The organism is Pandoraea soli (assembly GCF_902459595.1).
GTDB classification, from domain to species: Bacteria; Pseudomonadota; Gammaproteobacteria; order Burkholderiales; family Burkholderiaceae; genus Pandoraea; species Pandoraea cepalis.
The window spans coordinates 102,535-124,366 of sequence record NZ_CABPSG010000009.1; the positions used below are offsets into that span (position 1 = coordinate 102,535).

The window sequence follows — 21,832 nt, forward strand, 5'->3', positions numbered from 1 at the left end:
GCCGGGCGGGGCTGAGCGAAAAGAACGAGGAGACGAGCGACATGCTCAAGAAGGTCATGAATCTCGGCCGCCTGCTGGCCGACGTTGCCCGACGTCATCCGGACGAGCCCGGCCTGATTGTCGGCGACAAGGTCAGCACATGGGGCGAGATCGATGCGCGCGTGAACGCCGCCGTCGATGCGCTGCGCAAGCTGGGCGTGGGCAAGGGCGACAAGCTGCTGGTTCACTCGCGCAACAACCTGCCCATCTTCGAGAGTGCATGGGTCGCCTTTCGACTGGGCGCGGTGTGGGTGCCGACGAACTTCCGAATTACCGCGCCGGAGGCGGCGTACCTGGGCCAATCGAGTGGTGCGTGCGTGATGATCTACGACGCTGGCTTCGACGGGCACGTCGAAGCCGTGCGCGCCGCGTCGCCCGCGTTGCGTCATGTGATCGCGCTGGGCGAGCCACGCGCAGGGGAATTGCATTACGAGACGCTGATCACGGAACATCATGGCGCGCCCGGCTACGAGGCGGAAGTCGAGTACGAAGATCCACTGTGGTTCTTCTACACGTCGGGCACGACCGGGCATCCGAAGGCGGGGGTGCTCTCGCATGGACAGATGGCGTTCGTCGTGACGAATCATCTGGCCGACCTGATGCCGGGCATTACCTATCGCAGCCGCTCGATGGTGGTGGCGCCGCTCTCGCACGGGGCGGGCATTCACGCCATCGTCAATACGGCGCGCGGGGCGGCCAGCGTGCTGCTGCCGGGCGAGAAAATGGATGCCGAACAAGTCTGGCAGGCGATCGAGCGTCATGGCGTCGACAACATGTTCACGGTGCCGACCATCGTCAAGATGCTGGTCGAAGACCCGGCCGTCGATCGCTACGACCATCGCTCGCTGCGGTTCGTGATTTACGCCGGGGCGCCGATGTATCGTGCCGATCAGAAATATGCGCTGCGCAAGCTGGGGCGGGTGCTGGTGCAGTACTACGGGCTGGGCGAGGTGACGGGCAACATCACCGTGTTGCCGCCGTGGCTGCACACCGATGACGACGACGCACCCGACGCGCGCGTGGGCACCTGCGGCGTGCCGCGTACCGGTATGGAGGTGGCGATTCTCGACGAGCGTGGCGAGCGTCAGCCGCCGTTCGCGTCGGGCGAGATCTGCGTGCGCGGTCCGGCCGTCTTCATGGGATATCACAACAATCCGGAGGCGAATGCCAAGGCGTTCAAGGACGACTGGTTTCACACCGGCGATCTCGGACACGTCGATGCGCAGGGGTTCCTGTACATCACGGGCCGCGCGTCGGACATGTACATCTCGGGCGGCTCGAACGTCTATCCGCGCGAGATCGAGGAAGCGTTGCTCACGCACCCGGCCGTGTCGGAGTGCGCGGTGCTGGGTGTGCCCGACCCCAAGTGGGGCGAGAGCGGGCTTGCCGTGGTGGTCGCCCGGGAAGGCATGGCCGCTCAGGCCGATGAACTGCTCGGACATCTCGAAGCGCGTATCGCCCGCTACAAGTGGCCGCGGCGCTTCGTATTCTGGAATGCCATGCCCAAGTCGGGCTACGGCAAGATCGTGAAGAAGCAAATCAAGACGATGCTCGAAGAGCAAGGAGACTATCGACTATGAAACCTGCGCTTTCACGGATCTATCAACATGCAGGCGCCCCCACGTTACCCCGTGTGGAAGACTGCGTGTTGAGCGGGCAGCACGAACTGCGCGTCACGATCCGGTCGGGTGCGAATCTCGGCGAGTCCTTACGCGAAGCGTTATCCCGCTATGCGTATGGTGGCGGCGTCGGCCGTTTCTGCGCGGGCACCGCGCGAGGTCTGCGGTATCACATGATCGAGACCACCGCAGACGCGGAGCGTCCCTTTGGCTATGGGGCGCCGGTCGACGAAATCCGGGAGGTGGATCTGATCGGTGGCGCGATCACTGTGGGCCGCACGGCCGACGGCGCCACGCTGCTGCATTGCCATGCGGGGTTTTCCGACCCGAGCGGCGAGCTGCATGGCGGCCATCTGATTCTCGATCACACATGGGCCGGCGACGAGCCGGTCGTGATTCGCCTGTGTCTGTTCGAGCGCGGCGGCTACGTGAGTGCGGATGACGAGGAAACGCGTTTCCGTCTGCTGCATCCCATCGCGGGAGATCTCTCATGAGCGCCGCACTGGATATCCCGGTCGACATCGAGAACGGCACGCTCGGCAGGTTGGTCGTAGCCCGTCTCAAACCCAATCAGGACTTGACGGAAAGCATCGAAGCGTTATGTGCGGAGCATGCCATCTCGCGCGCCATCGTGCGCGGTGCCGTCGGAAGCCTGATCGACGCGCGTCTGGCGTTTCGCGCGGGCGACGGTTGGCGTGAGCAGCGGGTGAGTGGGCCCGGGGTGGAAATCCTCAATGTGTTCGGTGAGGTCGACGTACGGCCCGAAGCGGTGAGCGAGCTTCCCACGCTGCACGGCATGGTCGCGGACACCGACGGGCGCATGTTCGCCGGGCGCTTCGTGCGCGGCGGCAACCTCTCGTTCATCACCATTGAAGTGACGTTGCAGGAGTGGTTGCCCGCATAGGGGGCGTAGGCATCGATCAGGGCAAGGCAAACGGGGAGTCTTCGGACTCCCCGTTGCTTTGGGGCGTAAGCCGTCGCGGCTCAGGCGACCGTCGGGTGCACCAGCCCGTCTTCGCGGAACATGTGCTTGACGCCGCGCACGGCCTGACGAATGCGCGACTCGTTCTCGATTAAGGCGAAGCGCACATATTCGTCGCCATACTCGCCGAAGCCGATGCCCGGCGAGACCGAGACCTTGGCCTGCGCGAGCAGCTTCTTCGCGAATTCGAGTGAGCCGAGCGCGCGATACGGTTCGGGAATGCGCGCCCAGATGTACATCGACGCGCGCGGCAGATCGACTTCCCAACCCGCTTCCGTCAACCCTTTGTAGAGCACATCGCGGCGGCGCTGATATTGTGCGCGAATCTCTTCGACGCAGTGCTGATCGCCTTCGAGCGCGGCGATGGCGGCGACCTGCAAAGGTGTGAACGTGCCGTAGTCGTGATAGCTCTTGATGCGCGCGAGCGCGGCGACGAGTTCGGCATTGCCGACCATGAAGCCGATGCGCCAGCCGGCCATGTTGTAGCTCTTTGAGAGCGTGAAGAATTCGACGGCCACGTCCTGCGCGCCGGGCACTTGCATGATCGAGGGCGCCTTGTAGCCGTCGTAGACGATATCGGCGTAGGCCAGATCGTGCACGACGAGAATGTCGTGCTTGCGCGCGAGGTCGACCACTCGCTCGAAGAATTCGAGTTCGACGCACTGGGCGGTGGGGTTCGACGGGAAGCCGAGGATCACCATCTTGGGTTTCGGATGGCTTTCTCGAATGCCGCGCTCGAGTTCGGTGAAGAAGTCGATGCCGGGCGTCATCGGCACGGAGCGGATGTTCGCGCCCGCGATGACCGCGCCGTAGATGTGAATCGGGTACGACGGATTCGGCACGAGCACCGTATCGCCTTGATCGAGCGTGGCGAGCATCAGGTGAGCGAGGCCTTCCTTCGAGCCGATCGTGACGATGGCTTCGCGCTCGGGATCGAGATCGACGTCGTAACGATCCTTGTACCAGCGCGTGATCGCGCGGCGCAGACGCGGAATGCCGCGCGACGTCGAATAACCGTGTGTGTCGGGGCGTTGCGCGACTTCGACGAGCTTGTTGACGATGTGCGGCGGGGTCGCGCCGTCGGGGTTGCCCATCGAGAGATCGATGATGTCCTCGCCACGTCGGCGCGCGGCCATCTTCAGCTCGGCGGTGATATTGAAAACGTAAGGGGGAAGACGATTGATGCGCGTAAAGCTGCGCGAGCCCTGAGAGCTGGACATGAGAATCCTGGAACGTAAGCGCCCGGAACCGTCCGAGCGACGCCGGTGTGCTGGCCACACCGTGACGGTGACTGTAGCGCGACGCGGGGCGCTTGGGCAAGTGAATTTTGCGGGGCCAGGCGGAGAACCCGTCGGTTATGATGATCGGCCGCGAATTCGAGGAAAAGGAGTGTCGATGGCGTATCTATACCTGCTGGTGGCGATCGTGGCGGAGGTGATTGCCACGTCGGCGCTGAAGGCCTCGGAGGGATTCACGCGCGTGGGGCCGGTGGCGCTGGTTGTGGTGGGCTACGGCGTGGCGTTCTACATGCTGTCGCTCACACTGCGCACGATTCCCGTGGGCGTGGCTTATGCGATGTGGTCGGGACTCGGCATTGTGCTCATCTCGATCGCCGCACGCGTGTTGTTCGGTCAGAAGCTCGACGCCCCTGCGCTGATCGGCATGGCGCTCATCATCGCGGGCGTGTTGGTGATGAATCTCTGGTCGAAGTCGTCGGCGCATTGACGGGCGCTGCGCTTGAATGCACGAGCGCTCTGGCGCGCATGTGTCTGGTCTGGCCTCGCGTCAGGCTTCGTGTCAGACCTCGTTTTCCGCTTCGGCCAGCACGGCCTTGAGGGCGGAGATGCAGGTGTCGATCTCCGTGCGTTCGATGACGAGCGGCGGTGCGAGGCGCAGCACGGTCGCGCGCGTTTCCTTGGCGAGCACACGACGGCGCAGCATGCGCACGGACAGGTCGTGTGCGTCGGCGTGTGCGGGGTCGATTTCGATGCCGGCCCAGAGGCCGCGGCCGCGGACTTCGCGAATGAGCGGCGAGTGAATCGCGTGTAATCGCGAGAGCAGGTATTCCCCCATCTCGGCACTGCGTCCCGGCAGGTCTTCGTCGGCCATCACATCGAGCGCTTCGAGCGCGACGGTCGCGGCGAGCGCGTTGCCGCCAAAGGTCGAGCCGTGGCTGCCGGGTTCGAACAGGTCGATGATGTCACGTCGCGCCACGAAGGCGGACACAGGGAGCAGGCCGCCGCCGAGTGCTTTGCCGAGCATCACGCCGTCGGGCACGATGTCTTCGTGCTGATAGGCGAACCATCGGCCGGTGCGTCCGAGGCCCGACTGGATTTCGTCGAGCAGCATGAGCACGTTGTGTTCTGTGCAGAGCTGTCGCAGAGCGCGCAGGAAGCCGTCGGGCGGGACCACGATGCCGCCTTCGCCCTGGATCGTTTCGAACAGGACGGCGCAGGTGTTGGGGGTGATGGCGGCGCGCACGGCGTCGATGTCGCCGAAGGGCACGCGCACGAATCCGGGCGCAAACGGTCCGAAGTCGGCGCGATAGGCGGGTTCGGACGAGAAGCCTACGATGGTGGTGGTGCGACCGTGGAAGTTGCCGTCGGCGACGATGATTTCGGCTTTGTCGGCGGGAATGCGTTTGGCGCTGTAGCCCCAGCGGCGGGCGGCCTTGATGGCGGTTTCGACGGCTTCCGCGCCGGTGTTCATCGGCAGTGCGCCGCCAAGTGTGGTGAGGTCGCACAATCGTTCAAGGAAGGCGCCGAGCCGGTCGGTGTAGAAGGCGCGGGAGACGACGGCGAGGCGTTGTGCCTGCGCGGTGAGCGCGGCGACCAGGCGAGGATGCGCATGACCGTGGCTGACGGCGGAGTAGGCGCTCATCATGTCGAGATAGCGGTTGCCCTCGACATCCCAGACCCAGACGCCCTTGGCGTGCGAGAGCACGACGGGCAGCGGCGCGTAGTTGTGGGCGCCAAAGCGTTGTTCGCGTTCGATTTCGTTCATGCTCGCGCTCCTCCACGTTGCCAGTCTAAAGGCGAACGAGACGGCACGCAAAGGGGGACATCTCCTGAAGCGACGCCGATGAAATTGGCATGCGCGTGCGCTATAATCGTCGATTGCTTGGACGTGATGCGTTATCGCGTCACAGCAAAACCCGCCGGCAGCGACGTCTTGTCGCCGCCATCACGCACTGCCCATAGCTCAGTTGGATAGAGCATCGGCCTTCTAAGCCGACGGTCGGGGGTTCGAATCCCTCTGGGCAGGCCAGCCAATTCAAGGGCCTACGGTCGCCCGGTTCCATCGAGTCGCGTGTTCATCACACTTTCATCACAGTGAGGACACATGGCGACCATCCGGAAGCTTGGCGCGAAGTGGCAATGCCAAGTGCGCAAGAAGGGGCACCCGCCTCGTACTCAGTCCTTCAGTACCCGGGCAGATGCCGCCCAATGGGGGCGTGAGCTTGAAGCGCAAATTGATCGCGGACAGTTCCTCCCTCCACCTGTGCACGGCGAGATTCTGGCGGCGTTGCTCGACCGCTACTGTGCCGAAGTATCCCCGACGAAGCGGAGCGGCAAGAGTGATCTCGGCCGGGCTAGAACGATCAAGCAGACTCTCGGCGCGTACAGTCTTCCTGCGCTATCCCCGGCCGTGTTGGTTGAGTATCGGAACATGCGTCTGCGCGCAGTCGGTCCGCAGACCGTTATCCATGAACTGAACCTCATAAGTCGCGCTTTGCGACACGCCGTATCCGAATGGGGCGTCGCCTTGCCTGCGGGAATCCCGACGGCGCTGGTCAGGAAGCCTCAGAAACCTCCCGGCCGAACTCGTAGGGTGACGGGGGGCCGAAATGGCAGCAATCGGCCGTGCGTCGCATTCTGCGGTGCTTGAGCTTGTCATCCGGTTTGCGGTCGAGACGGCAATGCGGCGTGGCGAAATCGCGGGATTGCGTTGGGAGTATGTCGATCTTCAGCGGCGCACCGCGCATATTCCGCGCACCAAGACGGATGTGCCACGCACCGTACCTCTCTCGTCCGGAGCTGTTGCTGTGCTGGCACAAGCGGGGCCGCGTGACGCTGGCACCGTGTTCGGACTGGCGGCTGACTCGATTACACAGGCGTTCGACCGTGCATCGGCCCGCGCCCGAAATCAGTATGTGGGCGAGGGCGGGGCAAGCCCCGGGTATTTGACGGATGTCCGATTTCACGATCTACGTCATGAGGCGACGAGTCGGCTGTTCGAGCGAGGTCTTGCGATGATGGAGGTCGCAGCAATAACGGGCCATAAGACTCTCTCGATGTTGCAGCGATATACGCATCTGAGGGCAGAGGACTTGGCGAAGAAGCTTTGGTAGCGGCACTGCTGCGGCTTTATCCGCGACACATCCCCGTCACACTCCCGAGGCAATCTGTCGGCACAAAACTGGACCGGCCAGAGTTTCATAGACACTCACGAGCCGTTTAGCGCGTAGCGCCGCTCAAACTCAATCGGTGAAAGATCGCCGGCGGAACCATGCCGACAAACCGGGTTATAAAACATTTCGATGTAATCGAACAGGTCCGAGGTCGCCGTCGCCCGACTCGGATAGATGCGCCGCTTGATTCGCTCCTTTTTTAGGGCGCTGAAGAAGCTCTCGGCCACGGCATTGTCGTGGCAATTACCGCGCCGACTCATGCTTGGCACCATATGGTGCGCCTTCAGGAATGACTGCCAGTCATCGCTGGTGAACTGACTGCCCTGATCGGAATGCACCATGACTCCGGGGCCCGGTTTGCGTTTCCAAACCGCAGCCAACAGCGCCTGTAAAACCAGATCGCTGGTCATCGTCGAGCGCGTAGCCCAACCGACGATCTGGCGCGAGTACAGATCCATAACAGCCGCCAGATACAGCCAGCCCTCGTAGGTCCGGATGTACGTGATGTCCGTTACCCAAACCCGGTTCGGTGCGGTTGGCGCGAACTCACGGTTCAGCACGTTGGCGATTACACCGACCGGACCACCCCGATAGCGGGGCTTACTGCCATAGCCTACTTCTGCCCGCAGACCTTCGCCTTTCATGAGGCTATGGACGCGGTGACGGCTGCACGTTTCGCCCGATTCACGCAAATCCACTGTGACCTTGCGGTAGCCATAGACGCCGCCGCTGGCCAACCAGGAATGCTTGATCAGACCGAGCAATCGATCATCCTCACGCTTGCGGGCACCGACTGTCTGCCGCTGCCAGACGTAATAGCCGCTGCGATGCACTCCAAGGACTCGGCACATCGAGTGCAGGCGGAACTCGCCGAGATGGGTTCGCATGAACGCGTACCTTGCCGTTATCCCTTTGCAAAGTACGCGGCGGCTTTTTTTAGAATGTCGCGCTCCTCGGTCATGCGCTTGAGTTCAGCCTTCAGTCGCCGAACCTCGGCACTCTGATCCAGCTCCGCCTGCCGCACGACGTCGGGCCTGCCGAGCTTCAGTTTCCAGGCGTAAAGGCTGTGGGTCGTGATACCCAGCCGCTGCGCCACATCCGCCACCGAATGACCCCGTTCGGTTACCTGTTTGACTGCCTCGATCTTGAACTCATCCGTGTACCGCTTGCCGCTCATGCTGACCTCCTCGGTTGCCATAAATTATGGCTCGAAGATGTCTACGAAAGGCTGGTCGGTCCATATCTCCCGCATGAGCCGAAGTTGTCAACCATGTTGACAGGGCTTATCAGCGAATGAATTCATTTGCGGTCCCTACGAATACGGAGAGAAACGCTGAGTTGCATCACGGCAGTGTGGGCGCCCCCCCATCCCTCGCTGCTGATGTGTTTCTATGCGCGCAACGATTTACGGTCCACGAGACATCGGTTGACGAGGCAATTGCGGGCAGGGGCAGTTTCCCCGGCGTAAGCCGTTGACTGGCAGATGTCACGCAACAAGTTACGGGCCGGGCGGCGTAGGAGGGCTGCGCAGCGGCAGCGGCGCGACCTTCGCGCAAATCCGAAACGAACTTTGGTCCGGGCTGCTTGAACTGCTATATGGTGGTGCGCGAATCTCAGGGGTAGAACCGATGTCGCACAAATGCATCTCTATGTGCCAGCCACGGCCTCAGTCTCCTGACATTTGGTTATACTTTCGGGTGGGGACACATGACCAGATACTTAGGATTCTAATATATGGCAACAGGAAACTCGATAAAAGCAGCGGAGTCTGAAGGGTTGAAAAATCAGGATGCGGACGAATTTATCGGGTTTGTAAAATACGAGGGGCCGCGCCTAGAGTCCGGCGCCTTCGACGCAAGGAAGTCCGCCAATGCACTCCTTGGATTTGATGACGCCCTCCGATATTTTGTTCTTGCACAGGCCCCGGACTTGCGAGACGTCGACTTTGAGATTCCAGTTCGTATCCAAAAGGGATCGTGGTTAGCTGCTATCCCCTCAGATATTGAGACTTTGCTCAAGCTCGGGGCGGGTATAGCAGCGACCGCATACGTCACGAATGCCGCGAAGAAGATGGCCGAGAAGGATTTCGACGGTGTTGGGTTCAAAGACGTATTCAAGACGGCGTTAGAAGCAGTCAAATGGGTGGCGAAAATTGGTAAGCACCTTGGAAATCTGTTCCAACGACAATTTGAAAATGTCAAATTCTCGGATAACAACGAGCTGATTGGCATCCAGAATGACAAGGGGGAATATCTATATGTCCCTCGGAAATACCTAGATTTTTACGCCAATTGTAGTCCCCGGATTCTCGAGCGATTGGCATCAAATGTTGACTCTAAAACTACCCTTTCGATTGGTGTAGTAATGGGAGAATCGATCGATGAAGAGATTATTACCGTCGATGACAAAGCAATTTTCGTAGACGAAGAAGATGACGTGACGGATGAAGTGCTGTTCCCTGAGCTAATTCACGGAGCATCAGTTGTGTTGAGCGGGGAAGTTACACGAGAGAACAAGACATCTCAGTCAATGGGCTTCAAGTACCGGGGGCATATCCTTACTGCGTATCCGGAGACGCGAAACATCGTACCGTTTAAGCCAATGCTGTTCGAGAAATGTAGGCTTGTTGGGGTTGTGGACCGCCTGGACGAAAAGGGCGGGGTCGGTGCGACGCGGCCTAAACTAATTTTCAGCCATCTTGAGCCTTTTTCGGGGCAGACCGGCGACCTGCTTGATAACTTGTAATTGATTGATCTGCGTATCGCTAATCATGTGTGTGTGGGCGGGGGGGGCTGGGACCGTGTGTCGACGCAGGTACTCACCACGCTCCCATCACATCGCCCGCCATAATTCACTTACACACGCGTCTCAGTTGGATTGAAGGCAAGGGGCCCCGATCCCCGCTGGCGCCTAAAGCGAGCGCCTTCTAAGCCGACGGCGAGACTAAAAACGAGATTATCGGGCTGGCGAAAAGATTTCCGGTATGTGGAAAGCGATGCCAGTTGCAAGGCGGGTTCAGAGCGACCGTGCGCGGTTATCTATGGAGGGACTCGACCGTTTTGGTAAGTTGCCGCAATTCGGCATACAGATCGTTGTGAGAGATTCCTGCCACCTTATCGTCAATGTGCTGGAAGTACTCGGTTGCCCCTTTGAGTTTTCCGCCCTGCTTGTTAAGTTTTGGTTCGATGATTTCGATCAGGATGCCCTCAATCTCGTTCAAGGCATCGGCGTATTTGAAGCCCGAAACGCCGGAATCGACTGATTGATGGTCGCTTAATGCTCCGCCTGCATTAACGCTACGGAATCCAACCCAGCTGAAATATTCCCATCGATTCCAGAGAGCCCCATCCATATGGTTTTTAAGTCGAGTGAACAGCGTTGCGTTGCCGTTCCCCGCCTGCCCGACGTAGACGATGGTTTGATTCCTATCGTAGAGGACATAGACTCCGATTTGCTCGCGAAAGTCAGCGATTGGTCTAGCTGGCGCTTCGCCCTTCAAGTGCCCGGCATCGCCACCCATTCCGCGATAAATGTATTTCCGTTCCCAAAGAAAACCGAAATTTTTGATGATTGGCATGATTGATTATTCTTTTCTGATTTGAAGCTCGGAGCGAATGATACCTGACGGGAAAGATTTGTGAGGCGAGCTGTGTTCGACATAGCTTGCCCGACAAACTTACGATTGACGATACACGGCAGGCAAGATACCTTTCGCACCAAGTCCCGGAGACGTTTTCCGAGACACTCTGCTGATTTTCACCGGAAGTTAGCACCCCGGTGGTAGAGCAGGAGCGGCTGCGCGGAGCGTGGACGCGAAGGGAGCCGTTCACACGGCAGTGGTTACAGGTTCGAGCCCTGTGCCCCCACCGGATTCGAAAGGACGACGTATCCGTCTTCCCTTTTCGCGTTTCCAGCGGCGACCCTCCCTCCGTCTCTTCGCACGCCACTCGTCACACTCCCATCACACCGCCCGCTATAATCCGCTGACACACGCGTCTCAGTTGGATAGAAGGCAAGGGGCTCTCAGCCCCGCCGCCGCCCAAACGCGAGGCCTTCTAAGCCGACGGTCGGGGGTTCGAATCCCTCTGGGCAGGCCAGCTTCCCCCCTGAAATTCCATTCGATTGCGCGGGCTTCGGTTTGCGATGCGTTACTTGTGTCCGCGATTTTCGGCACGTAGAACGTGCGGCCATTGCACCAATTGCCGATCGCGCGGTTCGCATCGATTGACAACGAAATTTACACGTTCCGGTTCGCTCCATCGGCATATAAAGGTGTTGCTCATCTGTTTCAATGCCAAATTCGGCTACCGTAATTGCAGATGCTGCCATCTGCTCTGCCAGATGGCATATGCCAGTGACTTTCGGTGAGCGTTCTCGCGTTAATCCGTGTCAGGATTCATTGGACCGCTACCCTTCCCCCAGGCCCTGGCCTTTTCAACGACAAAGTCGATCAGTGTTCGAACGGCAAGTGTCTGGTATCTACCCGGCATTCGAAGCAGGAACATACGAGCGCCGAATACGCTGAGACGCCAGTTCTGTAGCCCTATCACCATCCGCCCCTCATTTACGTCATGCTCGACGACATAGTCGGGGACTAGCCCTATGCCGAGCCCCGCAAGGATCGCCTCCCTCAGAAACTGAAAATTCTCTGAAGCCAACGTGGGATGTAGCGTCAATTCCCGTCGTTCTTCACCCTCATACGCAGAAACGCGCAGGTCGCGCCCGGCGACGGATGAAGTGATCAGAGGAACGTTGCGGAGGTCGTCCAGGCGAACTGGCATTTGATGTGCATGCGCATAATCCGCAGAGGCACATATGATGTGGCGGACCTGCACCAGCTCGACAGCGACCATGTTCTGAGGCGGCTCCGACATGACTCTAACGGCAATATCAACTTCTTCTCGCAATAGGTCGTCAACGCGGTTGTCGAACAGCAAATCCAACGAGATCTCGGGGTAGCGACGCTTGAATTCGATCAACCATGCCGACATCACGACGTGACCGAATCCGGTCGGCACGCTCAGGCGCACCGATCCATGCAAGCTCTTGCCAAACATCGCTACGGACTCCTTGGCGGCCAACACTTCGTCACGAATGACCAGGCCGTGCTGATAAAGCCGCTGACCGACCTCCGTGAGCTCCACTCGCCGCGTGGTACGTCGCATCAATTGCATGCCGACCGATTTCTCGAGCTGAGTGAGGTGGTAACTGACATTGGCGCGGGTCATCTTCATGTTTCGCGCAGCAAGGCTGAGATTACCCGCTTCCACGATTGCGACAAAAAGTACCAGCGAGTGGGCATCCATCGCATCTCTATATGTAAAAAATTTTGAACATATTGTTAATGATCCTTGTGATTGTCAAGTCGAATCGATGAGTGAAGAATACGTTGGGTTCACAAGGAGACGTAATGCCATTTGCCATAGAAACCGGCGAAATCGGAACTGAAACCGCTCAGCGCTTAATTCGCGTGGGGCGTTTGCTTATCGATGGGAAAACCGACGCGCGCGCGCGGTTCATGACTATCGCGTCTAACACCACGACGGAGCTTGATCCACATCGAGGGCGAGCAAGCGAGCGCCATCACATCCGCACGATGACGAGGGCGTGAGCGTGTACAACAACCTGAACGGCATCGCGGTCATCGCGCTCGATCATCCGCCTGTCAATTGTCTGTCCCACGCGCTGCGCGAGCGCATTTTCGATGAACTCGACACCGCTTTGGCAGATCCCGCGATTCGTGGGATCGTTCTGACGGGCAATGACAACGCTTTCTCCGCGGGTGCGGACGTCGGGGAGTTTGGGAAGCCAATTCAACTGAAGGAACCGATCCTGCGCACGGTGATTACGCGCCTCGAAACGAGCGAGAAGCCCGTCGTTGCCGCCATCGCCGGCGTGGCGTTGGGCGGTGGACTGGAGCTCGCCCTCGGTTGTCACGGTCGCGTCGTTCAAGAGAATGCGCGGATTGGCTTGCCAGAGATTAACTTGGGGCTTATCCCTGGCTCGGGCGCGACGCAACGGTTGCCTCGCCTGATTGGCATCGAACAGGCTCACGCGCTGATGTCCAGCGGAATTCCCCAGTTGGCTCGTCAACTTGCGAACATCGGTCTGTTTGACGAGGTTGTGGCAAGCGACGTCATCGGCGCGGCCATTGCGCTGGCCAGCGAAATGGCCGAACGACGAACCCCTTATCCGCGCGCACGCGATCGCTCACTTGACGTGTGTGTAGTCCAGGATGCCATCAAGGCGCAGCGGGAAAAATTGACGGTGCGGCAACGGTTGCAGCCGGCGTACGCTGCGCTGCTTGATGCGCTTAGCGCGTCGTCGTTGCCATTCGATGAGGGCATGAACCGGGAGCGCGAACTGTTCCTCGCGCTCATGCAAACGACAGCCGCGCAAGCGCTTCGTTACCAGTTCAAGGCGGAACGGGACGCTGCAAGGCTGCCGCCTGACCTTCAGGTTACTGCGCGCCCGATAAAGTGCGTTGCGATAATTGGCGCGGGAACGATGGGTTCCGGCATTGCGATCTCGGCACTCGATTGCGGTCTGAATGTGCTACTGCTTGAGCAGAATGACGAAGCGCTTGCGCGAGGCCGCGAGCGCATTCTCCAACATTATGAATCGCGCGTGGTTGCCGGCAAACTTCTGAGCGATACCGCTACGTCGAATGCACAGCGACTTTGCACGAGTACGTCATGGGCACTGCTGGAGCAGGCAGACCTCGTGATAGAAGCGGTCTTTGAGGATCTCGCAGTCAAGCAGGAAGTCTTCCGCCAGATCGACGCCCACGCGCGAGCGGGCGCCATTCTGGCGACAAATACATCGTACCTGGACGTTGATGCGATCGCTGCGGTGACATCGCGCCCTCGGGACGTGCTTGGCGTGCACTTCTTCAGTCCTGCGCAGGTGATGAAGCTGATCGAGGTGGTTCGTGGTAGCGACACTGCTGCCGACGTGATGGCGACTGGTATGAATTTCGCCGTTGCCCTCAAAAAGATCCCGGTAATGACAGGCAACGCGTTCGGCTTTGTCGGCAACCGTATCTACAGTGCATATCGGCGACAGTGCGAGTTCATGCTTGAGGACGGTGCATGGCCGGAGGACATCGACAACGCTTTGACGACGATGGGCTTTGCCATGGGGCCGTTTGCGGTCGCTGATCTCTCAGGACTTGATATTGCGTGGCGCATGCGCAAGGCACGGGCATCGACGCGCGATCCGCGCGAGCGCTACGTCACCGTTCCAGACCAGCTATGCGAAGCGGGGCGCATCGGTCGGAAGGCGGGAGCGGGCTACTACACTTACGTTGACGGCAAGCAATCGAGAACGGCCGATAGTCACGTTCGAGCGCTGATTGAGCGGGCAAGCGCAGCGCGCGGCATTGTCCGTCGGGAACTATCGCCGCTCGAAATCCAGCGGCGCGCCTTGCTATCGATGGTGAATGAAGCTGCGCTGCTGCTAGCGGAAGGTGTGGCAAGCCGCCCGAGCGATGTCGATGTGGTGATGGTGCAGGGTTATGGCTTTCCTCGATGGGAAGGCGGGCCTGTATTCTGGGCTCGGCAGCAAGACCGCACGGCGATGGAAGCGGAACTGAAGGCACTGGCGGCGGAAGCCGGGCACGGATTCGTCTTGGGCGACCTCGAATCCGTCCTGATGCGTTGATGGTTCGTCGCGGCGTGCGGTTCAGCACGCCGCGATAGCGCCGGTCGTCAAGTTCCCGCGCCCGATGACCGGCAACGCAAGTCGATGGCGGGCACTGAAGTCGTCAACTGCCCTGCGCTATGGCTGGGTTCGCAGCGTTCGGGGCGGGGCACGCAAGCGAAATCGTCTGGACGAATGTGTCGACGCCGGCAATAGCGTCGAACTGGGCGACAAACGACGCCAGTCGGAGCGCGTCAGACGCCGCGGGCGTGCGCTGGAGTTGATCCACAAACTTCCTTTGCAGTTCGTCCCATGACATGGGTGCCTCAGGTTCTCCCGAGCCAAACGCCGCATGTTGAGTAATGACGCGGCCGTCTGTCGCTTCGATCTCCAGTTGAACTTCTCCCCATAGGCTGGAATCGGAAGCCTGGCGCGCCGAGATTGCCTCCGAGAAGTTGAGCGAGATAGTGTCCTGGACCGCTTCAAGCTCGGGGTCGCCCATGGACGTCTGTAGCGACTCATGCGATACCTTGCCATGTTTCAACGCCACCGCAAGCACGAATGGCATGCTGCCTTGCGCGGCCACCAGCGTTGATGGCCGCCGTGCATCCGCCTTGAGGACGAAGTCGCCGGCGCTAACCACAATTCGCCGAACGTTCTCCAGTGAAAGCGCATGCTGCTTGCGTGCGGCCAGCAGCGCGTCAATCGCGGCATGAAGGCGTCGCAGGCACGCATGTGCCTTGAAGTAGGCCGTCATGATGTGTCGCGTCGTACCCAACGTCGCGCCGAAGTTCGATAGGTCGGCATTCTCGGAAAAGCATCGGAATAGCCCATGCGTTCCCTCAAGCACACTGTCGGGGCCAGTGAAGCCGCATTCCGCCATTTCGACACTTCTGAGCCCGGTTGCCGCGGTCCACGCAGGGCAAAGCAACTTTCCCGAAGAGCCGTCACTCAGATATTCGATAAAGCCACCGCTATGCAGGGCCGCGATGGCCATGGCGTGCTTGGTCGTCTCCATATCTAGGTGCTTCAGCTTCGCAATGGCTGCCGCAGCGGCAACGGTTCCCGCGACACCCGTAGTATCGAAGCCCTTCACGGTGTATGAATACGGATTGATCGCCATACCGATTTCGACATACACGTCGTAGGCAGAAACAATGGCCGCAATGGCTTCCTGGGTGGTGGCGTGTAGTACTTCGCCCACGGCGAGCACGGTGGGAATGATGACGACACCCGGATGTCCCATGGCTCGGCGATGTCCGTCGTCAAGGTCCATGACTCTGGAAAAGGCAGCGTTGCAGAAGGCTGCCTTCTCAAGGGTCACTTTCTGGAACCCGAAGATGGTCGCGCCATCAGGCTGGATGCTACTGGCTGCGTGTCGAAGAAATCCGTCCGCTTTACCGCTGAACCGCCCTGCCAGCATATTGCCGAGACAATCGAGAAGGCATTGCTTGGTGCGATCGACTTCGGCTGGCGTCAGGTCCTCAAAGCGTGTCGAGTGCACATGCTGAGCCAAATGACGGATCAGATTTTTGGATTCCATGGTCGTGGGGAGTCCTGCTGCATACGGGATGACGGTTAGATCGTCACCCCGGCGGTGGGCGTCGGCATACGTCCGACGAGTGGGTGATTTCGCGCGATGCTCGCTGGGGGCCATGTTGCGGTGTCAACCCAGCGGGGGCTGGGAGCCCCTAAGCGCGGGGCGGCAAATCACATTCGCCCCCACTGCCGCTTACGGAGCGATCTGGCGCGGCGCAATTTCGAGCCCGGCTTTGAGCAACGTATCGGTTGCTGCGTCGGAGCAGAGAAAATCGAGGAAACGCGTGGCAAGGTCCTGACAGCGCGCTTTTGATGACACCGCGCCGGACACCACGCTCGTGTATTGAACCGCGTCGGGCAACGGCCCCAAGATAGTGATATCTGATACGAGCTTCAATTCACTGATCTGTTGTATTCCGACTTCTACCTCACCGCTCGCGACAGCTTCTCCGACGAATTTTTGCCCCAAGACGAGATGCATCTTGCCGGCAAGTTCCGACTGAATTCCAATGCGCTTGAATAGCGTGTTCTCGACATAGCTCCCACTCGCGCCCTCGGAATACCCGATGGAGTGCGCGTTCAGAAGCACCTGCCGTAATGCCTCCACGCTACTGACATCCACGCTCGGATGTCCCTGACGTACCGCGACACCAATCTTCGAAGTCACTACGTCCTGGCGGACGACGGGCGTGAAATGGCCCTCGCGGATCAGATTGTCCATGCCCGTGCTGACCATTAACAGGACATCGACGTGTTCACCATTTTTGATTCGAACCTGGTTGGCCTCGGGAGAGTTACCGGCGGAGGGTCCCCAGGAAGCCGCAACCCGGCATCCGTGATCGGCTTCGAATTGCCTTGCAAGTTCGCGTAGAGGCTGCTTGAGGATTCCGGTTGTCAGAACCTTCAGTTCGTTCTCGAGAGTGTCGCTCATTATTGTGTGGTCGGGAAAAGGCGGTGGTTGGCAAGCGACCGAGCAAAGCCCGGTCGAGTTGCCTTGTTCAGTGGGATTAGTCTTCCGACCGGGATGCGGAAGGAATCAATTGGGAAAATGAATCATTTGGCGTAACGGCCGCGGCTTTCGATTTCGGTAGCATGAACGTTGCGATGCCGCTGCAAATCGCCGCAAAGATCAGCCAATACGCGGGCGAAGCCTTGTCGCCGGTCGCATGGATCAACCAGGTCGAAATCAACGGAGTGAATCCCCCGAAAATGGCGACGGCCAGGCTGAAAGCGAACGAAAAACCGACTGTTCTGGCCTCCGGCGGCATGATTTCCGTGAGCGTTACCATCGCGGCGCCGTTGTAGGCCGCGTAGAGGAACGCGAACCAGAGTTCCGTCATCAACAGATTGCCGAAACTAATGTTCGAGACCAACCACGACAGCAGCGGGTATGCCGTCACGATGGCCAAGCCGGTGGTGGTGAGCAGCAGCGGTCGACGGCCGATTCGATCGGAGAGCGCGCCCATGGCGGGGACACAAAAGAAGCTAAGCAACCCGACGCAGAACGTGGCGAGCAGGCTGTCGGCGGCGCTCAACCCAAGCACACTTCGCCCGAACGTTGGGGTGTAGACAGCGACCAGATAGAACGTCACAGTCGTCATCACCACCAGCATCATCCCAATGACAATCAGTCGGTAGTTCGTGATCAGCGAAGTTGTAATCTCCGCGAACGTCGGCGGACGCTTGCGGGCCAGAAACGCTTCGGTTTCTTCCAGCGAGCGTCGCAGCACAAAGATCAGCGGGACGATCAGACAGCCGATAAAGAAGGGGATGCGCCAAGCCCACGCGTGAATGACCTCGGGCGACAGGAGCGTGTTCAAGAGGTAACCGAGCCCTGCGGCGGCCATCGTCGCGACCTGCAAGCTAGACGCCTGCCAGCCAACATAGAATCCCTTTTGGTCCGGCGGTGCGATCTCCGAAAGGTAGACGGACACGCCGCCGAGTTCCACTCCTGCTGAAAAGCCCTGGATCAACCGTCCGAGCACCACAAGGATCGGCGCAATGATCCCGATACTGGCATAGCTGGGCACGGCGGCGATTGAGATAGTGCCAATCGCCATGATGCCGAGTGTGACGGTCAACCCCTTTCGGCGCCCCACGCGGTCGATGTAACTGCCAAGTACGATGGCGCCGATCGGTCGAACCAGGAATCCCGCGCCAAATGTAGCGAACGTAAGAAGGAGCGACGCATAATGATTTTCGCTAGGGAAGAAAGCGGCAGATATGTATCGCGCGTAAAAACCATAGAGAAAGAAATCGAACATCTCCATGAAGTTTCCGCTCGCCACGCGGAGTATTGCCGGAATCCTCGACCGGGTCGTGTCTTTCATGGGAGCCCCCTCAGCGAATCGTGGCAGCACGCATCTGCGCGTGTGCCTTGTCCATGGAGGGGTAAGCACGGACGAATGGGATTGCTCGCCGTGATGATCCGGAATTGGGTGGGTGCATCGTTTGTCTCCGTCATTATTTGAGTCATGTGCTTAGCGCACATGATCATTATTAGTTCGTCTGCGCAGCGGTCTACAAGAGAGCAATTCCATACATTGAAATTGATTCGGCAGATCCGGCGTCTGGAACCGGCGGAGGTAACGGTGTGGGTCTTGGGCGTTCAAGCTGGCTAAAGCGGCCGGGAAATCTCATTTCCCGATCTCAGGAATGGGGGGGCGCGGCCTTCATCCGATGTCTCCCGGATGCTCCATTTCCAGTCCTTGGCGCACGTCCCGCATGAGCTTCAACAAATGAAAGGCCAGGCGCTCGATCTCAGGCTGCATTGCATCGCTGGTGGACGTGCTGACGTTGAGCACATAGATGGCGCCAGACAAACGTATTGGACTTGCCACCGCAACGACTTCGGGTTGCCACGAAACCGCGCAGTATCCGTGAGCGGCAATTTGCTCGGCCGCCAAGTCGATCCCCTTGGAAATCGTTGACCAATGCGCTCCGCACTTGCGCTCGAAGAACCCGAGGAGCGCATGACGTTCCGTGTCGGTGAGCGTCGCCAGATACGCGCGCCCGAGCGATGTGAGCTCCATTGGCACGCGTTGGCCCGATACCACCTGGCGCAATGCCACTCTGCGACTGTACCGAATGGATTCGAGATAGACCATCTCGTCACGATCCGGTGCCGCGATGCCCACGTTGATGCGCTGACTTTCCGCTAACGTCCGCATAAAGGGGGCGGCGATCTTCAGTAGCCCAGAGCCAGTCTTCATCGCATGTCCAAGGCTCAGAACGGCGGGCGCCAGTCGGTACGCTCGAGCATTGCGATCGAGTTGCAGGTAGCCGGCACCGGTCAGCGTCTGCGTCAGGCGGGTCACCGTCGCGCGCGACAACCCGGTGCGCTCCGCGAGTTCGCCGTTGCCAAGGACTTCCGAACCCGGGCGAAAGGCGCGAAGGATTTCGATACCTCGCTCAAGCGAGCGGTTCGCAGGCGAGCGCCCCGGCTTGCCGGGCTGGAGCGATTTTGCCGCGCTTTGCGAGATCTGACGTGTCATGGATGGCAATCCCTTTTAGGAAGGAGAGTCCTAGGCCTCGTATCGACGGATCGATGTCGATGTTGGCGCCAGAAGGCGTCTGGGCACCCTCTACTTTTGCTGCTGCGCGTCACTGTTGCGCTTCTGTGCGCCTGAACGGCATTTTGCCCCAACAGCATCGACACTGCATTGAAATTTCACTCTTTGAAAATCGCCCATCGGATTTCGTGGGCTCCGCGGCTAGACTGGCTTTACCCAACTCGGCATGCCCGTGCATGAACCGTGAGGGGCTTTAGGCATAAGACCGAATCGTAGATAGGAGACAAGCATGTTTGCATTGATGCGCAAGGCCCTGATCGGCCTGGGCGCCGTGGTCGTTTCCACCGGCGTCACTATTCCCTTGGCTCACGCGGCGTACCCGGATCAGCCGGTGCACATCGTCGTACCGTTCTCTCCGGGCGGAGGCACCGATTTGATCTCCAGAGCACTCGGTGTCGGCATGGCAAGCACGCTCGGTCAACCGGTCGTCATCGACAATCGTCCCGGGGCAGGCACCATCATCGGCGCCAATGAGGTTGCGCGCAGCAAGCCGGACGGTTACACCGTCGTGATGCACACGTTCGCGTTCGTCGTGAATCCCAGTCTGCACAAGCAGTTGCCTTATTCGACCGAGAAAGGCTTCGCGCCGATCTCGTTGATTGCCCGTGGACCGACGGTGCTTGTGGTTCCGATCAACAGTCCGTTCAAGTCGGTGAAGGATATCGTTGATGCAGCCAGATCGCATCCGGGCAGCGTGACATTTGCGACGCAAGGTATTGGTACATCGGCAGACATGGCGGGCGAGTTGCTCCAAAACCTTGCCAAAGTTTCGTTGACCCAGGTGCCTTTCAAGGGCGCCGGCCCGGCACTGACGGACCTGCTCGGCGGACACGTGCAAATCATGTTCGGCACTGCGGCCGCAGTATCCGACCTGGTGAAAGCCGGCAAGCTGCGTGCGTTGGCTGTGACGACCGCCAATCCATCGCCCGCATTCCCGGGAATTCCCACGGTTGCCCAAACGGTCCCTGGCTATTCGATCGAGGCCTGGTACGGCCTGTTCGCCCCGGCCGGTACGCCGCCCCAGGTCGTTGAGAAGTTGCGCGCCGCGGCGGCGCGAGCCACGCACACGCCCGAGTTTGCCGAAAAAATCAAGCATGAAGGGTTGTCCATTACGGCGAGTACCCCCGAGGAGCTCGAGAGTTTCGTGCGGGCCGAACAAGCACGTTGGCACAAGGTCATCGTTGAAAACCACATTGAATCCAACTGACGGCGTCGAATCGCCGAGCAACTCATGAACTACGAACTCATTGACTATCAGTGCGACGCTTCGGTCGCCACCATTACGTTCAATCGTCCCGATAAGCGAAATGCGATGAGCGACGAAATGCGAAGCGAGTTCATCGACGCCCTTGAAGCGGTGGCGAACGACAAGAGCATTCGGGCATTGATCTTGACCGGCGCAGGCAAGGGCTTCTGTGCTGGCGGGGACATTGCCGGCATGCAACGTCGCATGAGTGCGCCGTCCGGCGAAGTGGGATTCAACGGCTGGCACCGTCAACAGCGCGTCCATCACGCGCAGACGCTGCTCTACTCGATGCCCAAGCCGACCATCGCCGCCGTAAACGGCGCGGCCGCAGGGTTGGGGGCCGATATTGCACTGGCGTGCGATTTCATTATGGCTAGCCAGTACGCGAGCTTTGCTTGGTCGTACGTGCTTCGTGGAATCATTCCGGACGGCGGTGGGATGTATTTTCTGCCGCGTCGCGTCGGGCCTGCCAAAGCTAAGGAACTGGTGTTTACCGGGCGCAAAGTGTCATCCGACGAGGCCTTGCGGCTCGGCATTGCCGACCGTTTGGCGGGCGCCGACACCTTGCTGGCGGACGCCAAGGCCTGGGCGTCCGAGCTTAGCGCCGCATCCCCAACCGCGCTTGCCTTGGCCAAGGGGATTCTTAACAAGTCTTATGAGTCTGGCGTGCACGAAATCTTTGCGCAAGGAAGCCAGGCGCAAGGCATTTGCTACACGAGTACCGAACACAGAGAGGCGGTGCAAGCATTTCTCTCTAAAACCGCCACTAAGGATTGACCCACC

General features: G+C 59.6%; 18 protein-coding genes and 1 tRNA gene. 10 read left to right on the forward strand and 9 right to left on the reverse strand.

Features of this window, described 5'->3' with window-relative positions:
* Positions 1 to 11: 11 nt before the first annotated feature.
* The 3 genes from PSO31014_RS16280 to PSO31014_RS16290 are packed head-to-tail and all read left to right on the forward strand — an operon-like array spanning position 12 to position 2,562.
* A complete protein-coding gene (locus tag PSO31014_RS16280; protein WP_281349128.1) occupies positions 12 to 1,619 on the forward strand; it encodes an acyl-CoA synthetase in 1,608 nt (535 codons plus the stop codon).
* Positions 1,616 to 2,152, forward strand: a complete 537-nt coding sequence (locus PSO31014_RS16285) for a PPC domain-containing DNA-binding protein (protein WP_150552568.1) — start codon at positions 1,616 to 1,618, stop codon at positions 2,150 to 2,152. The genes PSO31014_RS16280 and PSO31014_RS16285 overlap by 4 nt, the downstream gene beginning before the upstream one ends.
* The gene (locus tag PSO31014_RS16290) at positions 2,149 to 2,562 is read left to right on the forward strand and encodes a PPC domain-containing DNA-binding protein (protein ID WP_150552569.1); all 414 of its coding nucleotides are present in this window, start codon (positions 2,149 to 2,151) and stop codon (positions 2,560 to 2,562) included. The genes PSO31014_RS16285 and PSO31014_RS16290 overlap by 4 nt, the downstream gene beginning before the upstream one ends.
* Before the next feature lie 80 nt (positions 2,563 to 2,642).
* Here PSO31014_RS16290 and alaC read toward each other — a convergent pair whose 3' ends face one another.
* Positions 2,643 to 3,860, reverse strand: coding sequence for an alanine transaminase (alaC, locus tag PSO31014_RS16295; RefSeq protein ID WP_150552570.1), 1,218 nt, complete (start codon positions 3,858 to 3,860; stop codon positions 2,643 to 2,645).
* A 175-nt stretch (positions 3,861 to 4,035) separates the two neighbouring features.
* On the opposite strand from alaC, the gene PSO31014_RS16300 reads away from it, so the two are divergent.
* Positions 4,036 to 4,365 carry a DMT family transporter gene (locus PSO31014_RS16300; RefSeq protein ID WP_017233940.1) on the forward strand — a complete coding sequence of 110 codons (330 nt, stop codon included), beginning with the start codon at positions 4,036 to 4,038 and terminating at the stop codon, positions 4,363 to 4,365.
* 72 nt (positions 4,366 to 4,437) lie between these two features.
* On the opposite strand, the gene rocD is transcribed toward PSO31014_RS16300, so the two are convergent.
* Positions 4,438 to 5,643, reverse strand: a complete 1,206-nt coding sequence (rocD, locus tag PSO31014_RS16305) for an ornithine--oxo-acid transaminase (protein ID WP_150552571.1) — start codon at positions 5,641 to 5,643, stop codon at positions 4,438 to 4,440.
* A gap of 187 nt (positions 5,644 to 5,830) precedes the next feature.
* On the opposite strand from rocD, the gene PSO31014_RS16310 reads away from it, so the two are divergent.
* A tRNA-Arg gene (locus tag PSO31014_RS16310) sits at positions 5,831 to 5,907 on the forward strand.
* A gap of 580 nt (positions 5,908 to 6,487) precedes the next feature.
* Positions 6,488 to 6,991, forward strand: coding sequence for a site-specific integrase (locus tag PSO31014_RS22880; RefSeq protein ID WP_343039589.1), 504 nt, complete (start codon positions 6,488 to 6,490; stop codon positions 6,989 to 6,991).
* Between the two features lie 95 nt (positions 6,992 to 7,086).
* Here the strand turns inward: PSO31014_RS22880 and PSO31014_RS16320 are convergent.
* Positions 7,087 to 8,228, reverse strand: a protein-coding gene (locus PSO31014_RS16320; RefSeq protein ID WP_174976543.1) for an IS3 family transposase whose coding sequence is annotated in 2 segments (ribosomal slippage) — positions 7,087 to 7,991 and positions 7,991 to 8,228 — 1,143 coding nt in all. Because the reading frame shifts where the segments join, the coding sequence is not laid out codon by codon here.
* A gap of 557 nt (positions 8,229 to 8,785) precedes the next feature.
* On the opposite strand from PSO31014_RS16320, the gene PSO31014_RS16325 reads away from it, so the two are divergent.
* Entirely contained in the window at positions 8,786 to 9,796 is a 1,011-nt protein-coding gene (locus PSO31014_RS16325) for a hypothetical protein (protein ID WP_150552573.1), read from the forward strand.
* A 289-nt stretch (positions 9,797 to 10,085) separates the two neighbouring features.
* Here the strand turns inward: PSO31014_RS16325 and PSO31014_RS16330 are convergent, their stop codons facing one another.
* Positions 10,086 to 10,628 carry a GIY-YIG nuclease family protein gene (locus tag PSO31014_RS16330; protein ID WP_150552574.1) on the reverse strand — a complete coding sequence of 181 codons (543 nt, stop codon included), beginning with the start codon at positions 10,626 to 10,628 and terminating at the stop codon, positions 10,086 to 10,088.
* Between the two features lie 802 nt (positions 10,629 to 11,430).
* On the reverse strand, positions 11,431 to 12,357 hold the full coding sequence (locus tag PSO31014_RS16335; RefSeq protein ID WP_150552575.1) for a LysR family transcriptional regulator: 927 nt from the start codon (positions 12,355 to 12,357) through the stop codon (positions 11,431 to 11,433).
* A 307-nt stretch (positions 12,358 to 12,664) separates the two neighbouring features.
* Between PSO31014_RS16335 and PSO31014_RS16340 the strand changes: the two genes are divergently transcribed.
* Complete coding sequence (locus tag PSO31014_RS16340) at positions 12,665 to 14,713, forward strand: 3-hydroxyacyl-CoA dehydrogenase NAD-binding domain-containing protein (RefSeq protein WP_150552576.1); 2,049 nt, start codon at positions 12,665 to 12,667, stop codon at positions 14,711 to 14,713.
* A gap of 103 nt (positions 14,714 to 14,816) precedes the next feature.
* Here the strand turns inward: PSO31014_RS16340 and PSO31014_RS16345 are convergent, their stop codons facing one another.
* From PSO31014_RS16345 to PSO31014_RS16360, 4 genes are all read right to left on the reverse strand, one after another.
* Positions 14,817 to 16,235 carry an MmgE/PrpD family protein gene (locus tag PSO31014_RS16345; RefSeq protein ID WP_174976544.1) on the reverse strand — a complete coding sequence of 473 codons (1,419 nt, stop codon included), beginning with the start codon at positions 16,233 to 16,235 and terminating at the stop codon, positions 14,817 to 14,819.
* 189 nt (positions 16,236 to 16,424) lie between these two features.
* Positions 16,425 to 17,162 (reverse strand): substrate-binding domain-containing protein, encoded by a 738-nt coding sequence (locus PSO31014_RS16350; RefSeq protein WP_150552578.1) that lies wholly within the window; start codon positions 17,160 to 17,162, stop codon positions 16,425 to 16,427.
* Positions 17,163 to 17,238: 76 nt separating this feature from the next.
* Positions 17,239 to 18,561, reverse strand: a complete 1,323-nt coding sequence (gene tcuC, locus PSO31014_RS16355; protein ID WP_150552579.1) for an MFS transporter — start codon at positions 18,559 to 18,561, stop codon at positions 17,239 to 17,241.
* A gap of 342 nt (positions 18,562 to 18,903) precedes the next feature.
* Complete coding sequence (locus tag PSO31014_RS16360) at positions 18,904 to 19,725, reverse strand: IclR family transcriptional regulator (RefSeq protein WP_150552580.1); 822 nt, start codon at positions 19,723 to 19,725, stop codon at positions 18,904 to 18,906.
* A 319-nt stretch (positions 19,726 to 20,044) separates the two neighbouring features.
* Here PSO31014_RS16360 and PSO31014_RS16365 point away from each other — a divergent pair, with 319 nt between their 5' ends.
* Together PSO31014_RS16365 and PSO31014_RS16370 are read left to right on the forward strand one after the other, a co-directional pair.
* Positions 20,045 to 21,010, forward strand: coding sequence for a Bug family tripartite tricarboxylate transporter substrate binding protein (locus tag PSO31014_RS16365; protein WP_150552581.1), 966 nt, complete (start codon positions 20,045 to 20,047; stop codon positions 21,008 to 21,010).
* A gap of 24 nt (positions 21,011 to 21,034) precedes the next feature.
* Complete coding sequence (locus tag PSO31014_RS16370) at positions 21,035 to 21,826, forward strand: enoyl-CoA hydratase/isomerase family protein (protein WP_150552582.1); 792 nt, start codon at positions 21,035 to 21,037, stop codon at positions 21,824 to 21,826.
* Positions 21,827 to 21,832: the final 6 nt, after the last annotated feature.

What these genes read in the sequence shown, in the direction of transcription:
- PSO31014_RS16345 (WP_174976544.1), bottom strand. Translation starts at nt 16,235, where the DNA reads ATGGAATCCAAAAATCTGATCCGTCATTTGGCTCAGCATGTGCACTCG.
- rocD (WP_150552571.1), bottom strand. Translation starts at nt 5,643, where the DNA reads ATGAACGAAATCGAACGCGAACAACGCTTTGGCGCCCACAACTACGCG.
- PSO31014_RS16360 (WP_150552580.1), bottom strand. Translation starts at nt 19,725, where the DNA reads ATGACACGTCAGATCTCGCAAAGCGCGGCAAAATCGCTCCAGCCCGGC.
- PSO31014_RS16365 (WP_150552581.1), top strand. Translation starts at nt 20,045, where the DNA reads ATGCGCAAGGCCCTGATCGGCCTGGGCGCCGTGGTCGTTTCCACCGGC.
- PSO31014_RS16330 (WP_150552574.1), bottom strand. Translation starts at nt 10,628, where the DNA reads ATGCCAATCATCAAAAATTTCGGTTTTCTTTGGGAACGGAAATACATT.
- PSO31014_RS22880 (WP_343039589.1), top strand. Translation starts at nt 6,488, where the DNA reads ATGGCAGCAATCGGCCGTGCGTCGCATTCTGCGGTGCTTGAGCTTGTC.
- tcuC (WP_150552579.1), bottom strand. Translation starts at nt 18,561, where the DNA reads ATGAAAGACACGACCCGGTCGAGGATTCCGGCAATACTCCGCGTGGCG.
- PSO31014_RS16285 (WP_150552568.1), top strand. Translation starts at nt 1,616, where the DNA reads ATGAAACCTGCGCTTTCACGGATCTATCAACATGCAGGCGCCCCCACG.
- PSO31014_RS16350 (WP_150552578.1), bottom strand. Translation starts at nt 17,162, where the DNA reads ATGAGCGACACTCTCGAGAACGAACTGAAGGTTCTGACAACCGGAATC.
- PSO31014_RS16290 (WP_150552569.1), top strand. Translation starts at nt 2,149, where the DNA reads ATGAGCGCCGCACTGGATATCCCGGTCGACATCGAGAACGGCACGCTC.
- PSO31014_RS16335 (WP_150552575.1), bottom strand. Translation starts at nt 12,357, where the DNA reads ATGGATGCCCACTCGCTGGTACTTTTTGTCGCAATCGTGGAAGCGGGT.
- PSO31014_RS16300 (WP_017233940.1), top strand. Translation starts at nt 4,036, where the DNA reads ATGGCGTATCTATACCTGCTGGTGGCGATCGTGGCGGAGGTGATTGCC.
- PSO31014_RS16370 (WP_150552582.1), top strand. Translation starts at nt 21,035, where the DNA reads ATGAACTACGAACTCATTGACTATCAGTGCGACGCTTCGGTCGCCACC.
- PSO31014_RS16325 (WP_150552573.1), top strand. Translation starts at nt 8,786, where the DNA reads ATGGCAACAGGAAACTCGATAAAAGCAGCGGAGTCTGAAGGGTTGAAA.
- alaC (WP_150552570.1), bottom strand. Translation starts at nt 3,860, where the DNA reads ATGTCCAGCTCTCAGGGCTCGCGCAGCTTTACGCGCATCAATCGTCTT.